We start from the raw sequence: 13,109 nt of genomic DNA, 5'->3' as shown, positions 1-13,109 counted from the left end.
CATAAAAACAGGCTGGGTGTGAACAGGGCGAAAAAAGGGAAGATCTGTCCCCTTTAGGGGAAAGAGTTGTTTTTTTAAAGCGATATGATAATCTATCTAATAACCTTTTTAATTGCTAAATAGAATGGTGAGGAGTCATTACGTATAGATAAGGAGGTGTCTGTGTGCTAAAAGATTTTTTCTCTAAAAAAAGAAAGTATGCCACGGTTCCATCTGAACGAGAACAGCCGAGGAAGATGAATGAAGGAGTTATGACAAAGTGTCCTGAATGCAAAACGATCGTGTATTCAAAAGAGTTAAAGAAAAATGACATGGTCTGTCAAAGTTGTGCACATCATTTTTCTATGACTGCTTACGAACGAATCGAGTGTTTATGTGATGAAGGCACCTTTGTGGAATTAAACGGATATTTGTCATCTGCCAATCCACTTTCTTTTCCTGACTATGAAGAGAAGCTTGAAAAAGATAAACAAAAAACAGAATTAAATGAAGCGGTCGTTACGGGAGAAGGGTTAATTCAGGGGTATCGCTGCATTATTAGTGTAATGGACTCAAGGTTTCGAATGGGAAGTATGGGCTCTGTGGTCGGTGAGAAAATTACACGTGCAATAGAACAGGCCATTGATAAGCGGCTTCCATTTATTATGTTTTCTGCTTCAGGAGGAGCTCGGATGCAGGAAGGTGTACTAAGCTTGATGCAAATGGCAAAAACGAGTTCTGCATTGAGAAGACTGTCAGAAGAAGGACTTTTATATATTTCTGTATTTACTCATCCGACAACAGGCGGTGTTTCTGCCAGCTTTGCGTCCTTAGGAGATTATAACCTATCAGAACCAAAGGCTTTAATTGGGTTTGCCGGAAGAAGAATTATCGAGCAGACCATTAGAGAGGAGCTTCCGCAAGACTTTCAAACTGCAGAGTTTTTATTAAAACACGGACAGCTCGATAAAGTGGTACCCAGGGGGGAAATGCGGGAAACTCTGGCAAAAATACTAGATCTGCATACACCGGATACAGAGTAAGGAGGTGGAAGCATTGAATGGCAACTTGCCTTTTGAAAAACCAGTGGTTGAATTAAGAGAGAAGATCAAAGAGCTTAAATCCTTTACCGAAGAAAAAGATATCGATTTAAGCGGTGAAATTGAAACATTGGAAGCACGGCTTGTTCAGCTGGAAAAAGATGTCTATGGAAACCTGAAGCCGTGGGAGCGGGTGCAAATTGCCCGTCACGGAGAAAGACCTACAACTATGGAATACATAGAAGAGTTGTTCACGGACTTTCTTGAACTCCATGGAGACCGTCTTTATGGAGACGATGAAGCGATCGTTGGCGGAATTGCGAAGTACAAGGGCCGTCCTGTTACGGTAGTGGGTCATCAACGGGGAAAGGATACTAAAGAAAACATCCGCAGAAACTTTGGTATGCCCCACCCTGAAGGTTATCGAAAAGCGATCAGGCTTATGAAGCAAGCAGAAAAATTTAACAGACCTATTATTTGTTTTATTGATACGAAAGGAGCCTTTCCCGGTAAAGCAGCAGAGGAGAGAGGTCAAAGTGAAGCGATTGCGCGCAATCTGTTTGAAATGGCTGGATTGACTGTTCCTGTCGTCTGTATTGTTATTGGGGAAGGGGGAAGTGGCGGGGCCCTTGCCCTAGGTGTAGGCAACCATATTCATATGCTGGAAAACTCCACATACTCTGTCATCTCACCGGAAGGAGCAGCTTCTATTTTGTGGAAAGACTCCTCCTACGCCCAAAAAGCAGCAGAAACAATGAGGATTACAGCACCGGATTTAAAAGAGTTAGGTATCTTGGAGGAAGTGATTTCTGAGATACAAGGTGGAGCGCACCAGGATTTAAAGAAACAGGCTGCATTGATCGATGAGACTCTGTTTCGTTCGTTAGAGGAACTTTCATCTCTGAAACCTGAAGAACTTGTTTCTCAGCGCTATGAGAAGTACAAAGCAATTGGACAGTTAGCTGATGACAACGTCATAATTGACAGTTAAATTTGGAAAGTGCTTACTCGTAGCAAGAGAAGCACTTTTTTCTTTGCATGAAAGGCTTTTCAAATGATTAAATGTTATAGGGATGTATGAAAGTTGTTTTCATTTCCCTGATAAATGGGGAAAATTGGATAGGGTCAGCCTTTTTTTGTACAATAAAGAAAAGATAACCGAGGAGGTTAATAATGAAGCGTATTGGAGTACTTACCAGCGGTGGAGACTCTCCTGGAATGAATGCAGCGGTCAGAGCTGTTGTTCGTAAAGCAATCTTTAATAATGTGGAAGTATACGGAATTTATTATGGATACGCCGGTTTAATTTCAGGAGACATAAAAAAATTGGAAATCGGTGACGTAGGTGATATTATTCACCGAGGCGGCACGATGCTTTATACAGCTCGCTGTGAGGAGTTTAAAACAGAAGAGGGCAGAGAGAAAGCCGTCGCCCAATTAAAAGAATTTGGTATTGAAGGTTTGGTTGTGATTGGAGGAGACGGTTCTTTCAGAGGAGCTGAAAAATTATCTGAACTAGGGTTTCCTACCATAGGGGTGCCGGGAACTATTGATAATGACATCCCTGGTACTGACTTTACCATTGGCTTTGACACAGCTCTCAACACAGTAATCGATGCAATTGACAAAATCAGGGATACGGCAACTTCTCATGAGAGGACGTATGTAGTGGAAGTGATGGGGAGAGATGCGGGCGACCTTGCTTTATGGGCAGGACTGGCCGATGGGGCCGAATCTATTATCATTCCTGAAGAGCCCTATAATATGGACAGGATTGTAGAGCGCCTAAAAAGAGGACATGAACGCGGGAAAAAGCACAGTATTATAATCGTAGCAGAAGGCGTGGGCAGCGGGCCCGAATTTGGTAAAAAAATTCAGGACGCCACGAGCTTTGAGACCAGAGTCACGGTTCTTGGCCATATTCAGCGGGGCGGATCACCTACCGGCTTTGACCGAGTACTGGCAAGCCGACTTGGCGGAAAAGCCGTTGAAATTCTATTAGAGGGTGCAGCAGGCCAGATGGTCGGTATCAAAAATAACAAGGAATATTACCAGTCGATCTCATCTGCCTTATCCGAGAAGCGTGAGCTAGACCTTGAACTGTATCGGCTTTCTCAGGAACTTTCAATTTAAGGCTCACAGCAGGTAAGCGAATAAGTAATCGTGTATAGATAAAAGGAGGATAACATGAGAAAAACGAAAATTGTATGTACTATCGGTCCAGCCAGTGAACAGGTTGATACGCTGGTAAAGCTGATTGAAGCAGGCATGAATGTCGCACGCTTGAACTTTTCCCACGGCGATTTTGAGGAACACGGCGCACGCATCAAAAATATTCGTGAAGCCTCAAAAAGAACAGGGAAAACCGTTGCTATTCTATTGGATACAAAAGGACCGGAAATCCGCACTAATACCATGGAAAACGGAGCTATTCATCTAGAAAAAGGACAGAACCTTCTTGTTTCAACAGATGAAGTTATTGGAACACCTGAAAAGATTTCTGTTACTTACAAAGGGATTACAAATGATTTGGAAAAAGGAAAGAAAATTCTCCTTGATGATGGTTTAATTGAACTTGAGGTTCTGGAAGTCAGAAACACAGAAGTCCTTACAAGGGTGCTAAATAATGGGGAGCTTAAAAATAAGAAAGGAGTTAACCTTCCGAATGTGAAGCTTAACTTGCCTGGAATAACAGAAAAGGATGCTGAGGATATCGTTTTTGGCATTGAACAAAAAGTAGACTTCATTGCAGCGTCTTTTGTTCGGAGAGCTGAAGACGTCCTTGAGATCCGTGAGCTACTTGAACAAAGGAAAGCAGAAGACATTCACATCATCCCAAAGATTGAAAACCAGGAAGGCATTGATAATATTAATGAAATTCTGGAAGTTTCTGACGGCCTGATGGTTGCCCGTGGAGACATGGGTGTAGAGATTCCGCCTGAAGAGGTTCCTCTTGTACAAAAAAGCTTAATCAAGAAGTGTAATACGATTGCAAAACCGGTAATAACAGCCACACAGATGCTTGATTCCATGCAGAGAAACCCACGGCCGACACGGGCAGAAGCAAGTGACGTAGCTAATGCTATTTTTGATGGTACGGATGCTATTATGCTGTCTGGGGAAACAGCGGCGGGAGATTACCCGGTGGAAGCTGTGCAGACGATGAGTGATATTGCTACACGAGCCGAATCTGCACTTGATTACAAAACAATCCTAGACAAACGCACGAAAGAAAGCCGCACGTCTATTACGAACTCAATCAGTCAATCTGTCTCTCATACAGCATTAAACCTAAATGCCTCCGCAATCCTTTCAGCAACAGAAAGTGGGCACACGGCAAGAATGGTTTCCAAGTATCGTCCTAAGTCCCGGATCATCGCTGTCACAAGCAATGAGCACGTGATGAGACGTCTTTCCCTTGTATGGGGAGTCATTCCAGTAATGGGGACTGAAGCAGCCAGCACTGATGAAATGCTTGATATTACCGTACAGGAAGCATTGAAATCTGGAAATGTGGATCACGGGGACCTTGTAGTGATTACGGCTGGAGTCCCTGTTGGTGAATCAGGTACAACAAATATTATGAAAGTACACGTTATTGGGGAAATTGCCGCTAAAGGACAAGGCATTGGAAGAAAAACAGCTGCAGGGAAAGTGATTGTGGCGAGAACTGCAGAAGAAGCGAACCAAAAAGCGACACCTGGCTGCATTCTTGTGACCTACAGCACTGATAAAGATTTAATGTCTGCTTTTGAAAAAGCTGCAGCTGTGATTACAGAAGAAGGCGGTCTCACTTCTCATGCAGCAGTGGTGGGAATTAATCTGGGGATTCCGGTTGTAGTTGGAGTGGAAAATGCTCTTCAGCTTTTCGAGGATGGAGAAGAAGTAACGATAGATAGTGCGCATGGAGATATTTATAGAGGGCACGCCAGTGTGCTCTAATACATGGGAGAAGGCAGATGCCTTCTCCTTTTTCCTGAGCTCTGTGAAAGGCGAATGGTTCATTTTTATAAGTCATTTGAGTGTAGATAAACGCTCGAGACGCCTTGAAGAATACTAAGAGTCGAAGATCACGCAGGGCGGTTTTCCCGAGGAAGGCAATGCCCTGGGAATAGAAGACAATTGAATGCCGCATTTTACTTCGGGTGTAAAGGAAGCGTCTTTCTCAAAAGCCAACAACAATATGAACAAAGCTAAAGAGAAACCCGGGTTAAAACTTAGGAATAAGAAATGATAAAAGGTATACTTGGGTATAGATAAGATCACTCTTCAAAGGGAAGAACAAGAAAGCGGGGAACAAATATGGGGAAAATATTAGTTTTGTTATTGATTATAGTGCCGGCCTTGGAAATCGGAGTACTGCTTCTTTCAGGAAATTACCTTGGCGTATGGCCTACAGTTCTTCTTGTTATTTTAACAGGCGTGCTTGGCGCCTGGCTTGCCAAAAGAGAAGGACTACAAACCATTCGCACAGCACAGCTGCAAATGCAGCAGGGTGAGGTACCGAGCAATCTGATTTTGGACGGCCTCTGCATTCTTGTGGGCGGGGTGGTACTTCTCACGCCAGGGTTTATTACCGACGCCCTCGGCTTTTTACTATTAATACCTTTCACAAGAGGGTATTTTAAGGGAGTGTTCCAGAGAGTATTCTCAAAGCTTACCCAATCAGGAAACATCGTGTTTATACGCAGGAAATGAATCGGTTCTTCCTGGCGCTTCAAAAGTGAAGTGATTTATAAAGTGTGGTACGATAAATGAGAAAGACTATGGGGAAGGATGTTACAACAACTTGATATCACAGGCAACAATATTCATGCTTATCCTGCTGGCCATTGGAGTAATCGGAAAGAACCAATCCCTTGTTGTGGCAATCCTGGTATTACTGGCACTGAAATGGACTGGTGCAGGAGACAAGGTGTTTCCTTTTATGCAGGCAAAAGGAATTAATATAGCAGTCACCATTTTAACAATAGCTGTCCTTGTTCCTATCGTAACTGGTGAAATCGGCTTTAAGCAGTTAGGTGATGCAATGAAGTCAGTTTATGCCTGGGTAGCTCTGGGAGCAGGAATTACAGTCGCTCTTATTGCAAAGGGAGGAGTGGATCTTCTTCAGAACGACCCTCATATTACTGCTGCGCTTGTGATTGGGACGATACTGGCAGTTGCTCTTTTCAACGGTGTAGCTGTAGGCCCTTTAATTGGTGCAGGAATAGCTTATTATGCAATGAAAGCGGTCGAAATTTTTTCAGGCGGAGGCGGCTGAAAAAAGGCAGAAGCAGGAGCGGGCAGGAACCAAAGTAATGGTATTCTCCCGCAATCCAAACTTATCTGAATAATTAAATTAGTTAAACTTTTTCGAGAGTTAAAGTTAATTCTCATGAATAAGTTCACAAAAGTTTAAAAAATGTTTATAATTGATACTGGGTGTAATGTTCTTCCTACATAGCCTATTGATTAAGCACGTTCAATTAGGCGGGGTACATGAAGGAACGACTTTGGTCGAATTCTTCCTGAAACAGACTAAGCAGTCTAAACTCTTCGGTTACGTAGGTATGATAGGGTTCCCCCTTGCTGAACGTGAAAATGTAAGCATTTACGATTTTCAAACCTTTTGGAAATCGCAAACTTTTTCGGTGAAGGAGAGGTTGAAATGAGCACAACTCGTGGTCTTGAAGGCGTTGTTGCAACAACTTCCAGTGTTAGTTCAATTATCGATGATGTATTAACTTATCAAGGGTATGACATTGATGATTTAACTGATAATGCTAGCTTTGAGGAGGTTATTTACCTCCTTTGGAACGGTCGTCTACCAAAGAAAGATGAATTGGAAGAGTTGACGAAAAATTTAGCAAGTGATATGGAAGTCCCTAAAGAAGTGTTTGACTATATGAAGTCTTACCCTATCGATAAGGTACACCCTATGGCAGCTCTTCGCACAGCTGTTTCACAGCTTGCTTTATACGACGAAGAAGCTGATGAAATGACTGAAGAGGCTAACCGTCGCAAAGCAATTCGCCTGCAAGCAAGAATTCCTGCAATCGTTACAGGCTTTGCCCGTATCAGAAATGGCAAGGAGCCTATTTTGCCTAAAAAGGAACTCAGCTTTGCAGCAAACTTCTTATACATGCTTAATGGAGAAGAACCAGATGAAATTTCAGAGACTGCTTTTAACAAGGCGTTAGTCCTTCACGCTGATCATGAGCTTAATGCTTCTACTTTTACAGCTCGTGTGTGTGTAGCTACATTGTCTGATGTGTACTCCGGTATTACTTCTGCCATCGGAGCCTTAAAAGGCCCGCTTCATGGCGGAGCTAATGAACGCGTCATGTCAACACTTATGGATATTGGGGAAGTTGACAACGTGGAGCCATACATCCGTAAAGCTCTAGATAATAAAGAGAAGATTATGGGATTTGGACACCGGGTATACAAGAATGGGGACCCTAGAGCAAAACATTTGCGTGACATGTCCAAAAAGCTCACAAGTATCACTGGAGAGTCAAAATGGTATGATATGTCTGTAAAGGTAGAAGAAATGGTAGTGGGTGAAAAAGGCTTACTTCCTAACGTTGATTTCTATTCTGCTTCTGTGTACCACAGCCTGGGAATCGATCATGATTTGTTTACCCCTATCTTTGCAACGAGCCGTGTTTCTGGCTGGCTTGCCCATATTCTTGAGCAGTACAGTGATAATCGTTTAATTCGCCCAAGAGCTGAGTATGTCGGGCCTGACAAACAAGCGTACGTCCCCTTAAACGAACGCTAGTGTTTAAGAGAGAGTATTCTCTCTCTTACTACATATAGTAAGTAAGAATTTAAGACAGCTGGCTGCTAAACAAGTGATCAATCAGCTGAGCTCTTTTGTATCACCAAGGAATTAACAAGTTAACAATTTAGCTAGGAGGAATGTAACAATGTCTAATGGAGAGAAGATTACCACAAATAATGGAGTTTTAAATGTACCTAATAACCCTGTGATCCCTTTTATTGAAGGTGACGGAATTGGCCCGGATATTTGGGCAGCTGCACAGAAAGTTTTAGATGCGGCCGTTGAGAAAGCATATAATGGCGAGAAAAAAATTGAGTGGAAAGAAATCCTTGTAGGGGAAAAAGCCTACAACAACACAGGTGAGTGGCTTCCAGAGGAATCCCTGGATGCAATCCGTGAGTATCTGATTGCTATTAAAGGACCTTTAACAACTCCTATCGGAGGCGGGATTCGTTCTTTAAACGTAGCGCTTCGTCAAAAGCTTGACCTTTATACTTGCTTGCGCCCTGTACGCCACTTTACTAACGTACCTTCTCCTGTTAAACGCCCAGAAGAGGTAGACATGGTAATTTTCCGTGAGAATACTGAGGATATTTATGCGGGAATTGAGTTTAAAGAAGGCACGGATGATGTGAAAAAAGTAGTTGATTTCCTAATTAACGAAATGGGCTCTAACAATATTCGTTTCCCAGAAACTTCTGGTATCGGAATTAAGCCTGTCTCAAAAGAGGGTACAGAGCGAATCGTTCGTTCTGCTATTAACTATGCCCTTCAAGAAGGTCGCAAAAGCGTAACACTTGTTCATAAAGGAAACATCATGAAGTTTACAGAAGGTGCTTTTAAGAACTGGGGCTACGAGCTTGCTGAGCGCGAGTTTGGGGATAAAGTATTCACATGGGCTCAGTACGATGAAATTGTAGAAAGAGAAGGAAAAGAAGCAGCCAATAACGCACAAGACGAAGCTGAAAAAGCTGGAAAGATTATCATTAAAGACTCTATTGCTGATATCTTCTTACAGCAAATCCTTACTCGTCCAAAGGACCATGATGTAGTTGCTACAATGAACTTAAACGGTGACTATATTTCTGATGCTTTGGCAGCACAGGTTGGCGGTATCGGAATCGCTCCTGGAGCAAACATTAACTACGATACGGGCCATGCGATTTTTGAAGCCACTCATGGAACTGCACCTAAATACGCCGGCCTTAACAAAGTAAATCCTTCTTCTGTTATTTTGTCTGGAGAATTATTGCTCCGTCATCTTGGCTGGACAGAAGCTGCTGAATTAATCTTAGGTGCAATGGATAAGACAATTGAAAGCAAAGTAGTTACCTATGACTTTGCACGCCTAATGGATGGTGCAAAAGAAGTTAAGACTTCTGAGTTTGGTGAAGAGCTAATTAAAAATATGTAATTCCTGGGGAGGTACTGCACATGGCAATTAAACGCAGAAAAGTATCTGTGATCGGCGGAGGTTTTACTGGTGCAACAACAGCCCTAATGGTTGCTCAGAAGGAATTAGGAGACGTAGTGCTTGTGGACATTCCTGATATGGAAGGACCAACAAAGGGGAAAGCACTTGATATGCTCGAATCTACTCCAGTTCAAGGAGTGGATTCCAACGTAGTCGGGACCTCAAAATATGAAGACACTGCTGGATCTGATGTAGTTGTTATTACTGCAGGTATTGCAAGAAAACCTGGCATGAGCCGTGATGACCTTGTAAATACAAATGCAAAAATCATGAAGTCAGTGACAAAAGAAGTAGTAAAGTATTCCCCTGATTGTTATATCATAGTACTTACTAATCCTGCTGACGCTATGACGTATACTGTGTTTAAAGAGTCAGGTTTCCCTAAAAACCGCGTAATGGGACAATCCGGTGTATTGGATACTGCACGTTTCCGTACCTTTGTCGCTCAAGAACTGAATATTTCTGTCGAAGATATCCAGGGGTTTGTTCTAGGGGGCCATGGAGACGACATGGTACCATTAATTCGCTATTCAAGTGCGGGGGGAGTTCCTTTAACTAAGCTTCTGCCTCAAGATCGTATTGATGCGATTGTAGAACGCACTCGAAAAGGCGGCGGGGAAATCGTTCAGCTTTTAGGCAACGGAAGTGCCTATTATGCGCCAGCTGCCTCCTTGACTCAAATGGTTGAGGCCATTTTGAAAGACAAGAAACGTGTTCTCCCATCAATAGCTTACCTAGAAGGGGAGTATGGATATGAAGACTTGTATGTCGGAGTTCCTACCATTCTAGGTGGCGATGGTGTAGAAAAAATTATTGAGCTCGATCTTACTGAGGAAGAAGCAACAGAGCTTTCTAAGTCAGTAGAATCTGTAAAAAGCGTGATGACTGCATTGCCAAAAGATTAATGAGCAAAGCTTGTTCGGGAAGTTTTCCGGGCAAGCTTTTTTTCATATTCAGTCAACTGTGTAAATGCCCTTGGCAGATAGAAGGGAAGATAGGAGAGTATTGTTTATCTATAATAAGGATAGTAAGATAAAGAAAGAATAGGGGATTATATTTCTTGCCGTTAAGATCATGTTCTGGTGACAGGGGTGCCAGATACAGATGGAGGAGAATTACATATTATGGCTCAGCGGTTACTTGTAGTAGATGATGAAGAGTCGATTGTTACCTTGATTAAATTTAACCTTGAACAAGCAGGATACAAGGTAGACACAGCTATGGACGGTTCAGAGGCTTTTAGTAAGGCCCAGAATCAAGAGTTTGACCTTATCGTACTTGATTTAATGATACCAGAAATGGACGGACTTGAAGTGTGCAGGCAAATTAGACAAGAGAAGATTAATACTCCCATCTTAATGGTGACAGCAAAAGATGAGGAATTCGATAAAGTCCTGGGTCTGGAGCTTGGTGCTGATGATTACATGACCAAGCCGTTCAGCCCCCGAGAGCTCGTAGCAAGGGTCAGAGCAATATTAAGAAGAGTTGAAAACAGAAGCAATAATAGTTCCTATGGAAATCAAGCATCCAAGGAAGAAATCAAAATTGGTCATTTGCTAATATACCCTGAAAATTATCAAGCCTTGGTTAATAAGGAGCCATTAGAATTAACGCCTAAAGAATTTGAGCTGCTTCTTTATTTAGCTGTGAATAAAGAAAGGGTACTAACCCGGGATCAACTGTTAAACGCTGTCTGGAACTATGAATTTGTTGGAGATACGAGAATTGTGGATGTGCATATCAGTCATCTTCGAGAAAAAATTGAACCTAATACAAAGAAGCCTGTGTATATTAAAACCGTGAGAGGTCTTGGATATAAATTAGAGGAGCCTTCTTCCTTATGAAAAAACTTAGAACAAGATTAATGATAGGCTTTCTCTCTGTCATTTTTCTTGTCCTTGTTATTCTAGGTTTCTTAGTGGGCGAAGTCGTAAAAAGCTCCTATCTGGACCAGCTTACAGATAGACTTGAGAGAGAAGCCGAGCTGGCAGCTCTAACGATTTCTGAACGAGGTGGTGATGAGTGGCAGTCCCTTGCTGTAGACATTAGCGAGAGCCTTGGGACTAGAGTTACCATATTGAACTCAGCAGGCACAGTCATTGGCGAATCAGAGAGAACACCGGTGGGAATGGAAAATCATTCAGACCGCCCTGAAATAATGAATGCGGGAGAAAGCGGTACTCACCATGTTCGTTATAGTACGACTGTTGAGGCAGAACTTCTTTACTTTGCACTTCCTCTTGAATTAAATGGAGAGGTGGAGGGATATTTAAGACTTGGGCTGCCCGTAGAGCATGTAAATGAAATGAATCGTCAGATCTGGATTTTTATTGGACTTACATTTACTGTCGCTTTTTTCGTTATTCTATCCCTTAATTACCGGATTGCCAGCCAGCTTACGAAGCCTATCGGGCAAGTAACAAAGGTTGCAAATGAGTTAGCAAAAGGAAACTTTAACGCCAGAACGTATTCTGGGTCAAAGGATGAAGTCGGACAGCTTACGAGATCCATTAATGTTCTTGCTTATAACCTGGGTCAGATTACAAAAAGGTATCAGACGCAGCAGGAGCGTTTAGAGGCTTTAATTGATAATATGGGCAGCGGATTAATATTTATTAATGATCGTGGTGATATTACACTCATAAATCAGGCTTGTAAGGACATTTTTAATGAAAATACAGATGAATGGCAGGATGTTTTGTATTATGAAGTGATTCATGAAAAAGAGCTAATAAAATTCATTCAAAGTGTTCTCTTAACTGAGCAAAAAGACAGGCAGCAGGTAACCATTTCTGCTCCTTTGGAGATGAAATATTATGACGTTTACGGAGCACCGGTCATTGGTGCACGTAATAAACTGCGAGGGATTGTTCTGGTTCTTCATGACATCTCCGAGCTGAAAAAATTAGAACAAGTACGAAAAGATTTTGTTGCTAATGTTTCTCATGAATTAAGAACCCCTGTTACCTCTGTAAAGGGATTCGCTGAAACTCTCCTTGATGGTGCCATGGAAAACCCTGAGCTTAGGAAACAATTTCTTGATATTATTTGGAAAGAAAGTGACCGGCTGCAGGACTTGATAAGTGAGCTGCTGGAGCTGTCAAAGATTGAGCAGGAGCACTTTCTGCTGCATGTACAGCAGGTAAATATTGCAGCCCTTACTAAGGAAGTGACAGATCTTCTTCTCCCTAAGGCCAAAGAGAAAGATATCACTGTAACTAGTAAGGGAGATGGAAAAGCTCTTATGAATGGAGACCCTGCTCGCTTAAAACAAATTTTAATAAATATTATTAATAATTCCATTGTTTACACCCCTGTTAAAGGCAACATCCTTGTAGAAGTAACGAGTGAAGACAAACAGATCAAGGTCTCAGTTACTGATACTGGCATTGGGATTAGTCAAGAACATATAAAACGAATTTTTGAACGCTTTTACAGAATAGAAAAAGCAAGAAGCCGAAATTCAGGAGGGACAGGACTGGGGTTAGCCATTGTTAAACACCTGGTAGAGGCTCATCAAGGGAAAATTGAAGTAGATAGCACATTAGGTAAAGGGACCACATTTACTCTAACCTTTCCAAAAGAATTGATATAAAGTAAATTTTACCTAATCTTTACTTTCTCTTCATATCTCCTTAACAAATTAACGGTAGGATAATAATAGAACGGCTCATATTTCCTTTATTGGACGAAAGCCCCCCTTGGCCTTCGTCCTTATTTGTGTCTGAATATTACTTTAGGTGTAAAGAAATCCATATTCAGTAAAAGGTTTTCATAATTTAGGAGAAAATTTGATAGAAACATAGGACCCTACTCTTCTTTGTTCTATAATAGAAAGGTATATCTT

Annotated in this window: 11 protein-coding genes; all 11 read left to right on the top strand. The window is 42.0% G+C overall.

The genetic code is table 11. The annotated features are described in order from the left end of the window. Positions 1-164 precede the first annotated feature (164 nt). The 11 genes from accD to pnpS all read left to right on the top strand — a co-directional run bounded on the left by accD (position 165) and on the right by pnpS (position 12,857). Positions 165-1,022, top strand: a complete 858-nt coding sequence (gene accD / locus CEF17_RS12785) for an acetyl-CoA carboxylase, carboxyltransferase subunit beta (RefSeq protein WP_100399861.1) — start codon at positions 165-167, stop codon at positions 1,020-1,022. Between the two features lie 13 nt (positions 1,023-1,035). Continuing rightward, positions 1,036-2,010 (top strand): acetyl-CoA carboxylase carboxyl transferase subunit alpha, encoded by a 975-nt coding sequence (accA, locus tag CEF17_RS12780; RefSeq protein ID WP_100399860.1) that lies wholly within the window; start codon positions 1,036-1,038, stop codon positions 2,008-2,010. Between the two features lie 182 nt (positions 2,011-2,192). Beyond that, complete coding sequence (pfkA, locus tag CEF17_RS12775) at positions 2,193-3,152, top strand: 6-phosphofructokinase (protein ID WP_100399859.1); 960 nt, start codon at positions 2,193-2,195, stop codon at positions 3,150-3,152. A 54-nt stretch (positions 3,153-3,206) separates the two neighbouring features. Further along, positions 3,207-4,961 (top strand): pyruvate kinase, encoded by a 1,755-nt coding sequence (gene pyk, locus CEF17_RS12770; RefSeq protein WP_100399858.1) that lies wholly within the window; start codon positions 3,207-3,209, stop codon positions 4,959-4,961. Between the two features lie 360 nt (positions 4,962-5,321). Next, positions 5,322-5,717 (top strand): FxsA family protein, encoded by a 396-nt coding sequence (locus CEF17_RS12765; protein WP_100399857.1) that lies wholly within the window; start codon positions 5,322-5,324, stop codon positions 5,715-5,717. A 91-nt stretch (positions 5,718-5,808) separates the two neighbouring features. Next, on the top strand, positions 5,809-6,282 hold the full coding sequence (locus CEF17_RS12760) for a DUF441 domain-containing protein (RefSeq protein WP_232725501.1): 474 nt from the start codon (positions 5,809-5,811) through the stop codon (positions 6,280-6,282). 387 nt (positions 6,283-6,669) lie between these two features. Further along, the gene (gene citZ, locus CEF17_RS12750) at positions 6,670-7,785 is read left to right on the top strand and encodes a citrate synthase (RefSeq protein WP_100399855.1); all 1,116 of its coding nucleotides are present in this window, start codon (positions 6,670-6,672) and stop codon (positions 7,783-7,785) included. A 148-nt stretch (positions 7,786-7,933) separates the two neighbouring features. Then, a complete protein-coding gene (gene icd, locus CEF17_RS12745) occupies positions 7,934-9,202 on the top strand; it encodes an NADP-dependent isocitrate dehydrogenase (protein ID WP_100399854.1) in 1,269 nt (422 codons plus the stop codon). Positions 9,203-9,222: 20 nt separating this feature from the next. Then, on the top strand, positions 9,223-10,167 hold the full coding sequence (gene mdh, locus CEF17_RS12740) for a malate dehydrogenase (protein ID WP_100399853.1): 945 nt from the start codon (positions 9,223-9,225) through the stop codon (positions 10,165-10,167). 219 nt (positions 10,168-10,386) lie between these two features. Next, positions 10,387-11,106, top strand: coding sequence for a response regulator transcription factor (locus tag CEF17_RS12735; protein WP_100400905.1), 720 nt, complete (start codon positions 10,387-10,389; stop codon positions 11,104-11,106). After that, positions 11,103-12,857 carry a two-component system histidine kinase PnpS gene (pnpS, locus tag CEF17_RS12730; RefSeq protein ID WP_100399852.1) on the top strand — a complete coding sequence of 585 codons (1,755 nt, stop codon included), beginning with the start codon at positions 11,103-11,105 and terminating at the stop codon, positions 12,855-12,857. The genes CEF17_RS12735 and pnpS overlap by 4 nt, the downstream gene beginning before the upstream one ends. Positions 12,858-13,109: the final 252 nt, after the last annotated feature.

It is taken from the genome of Bacillus sp. FJAT-44742 (genome assembly GCF_002797315.1).
Lineage (GTDB): Bacteria > Bacillota > Bacilli > Bacillales > Marinococcaceae > Thalassorhabdus > Thalassorhabdus alkalitolerans.
This window is presented reverse-complemented; position numbering and strand designations above follow the sequence as displayed.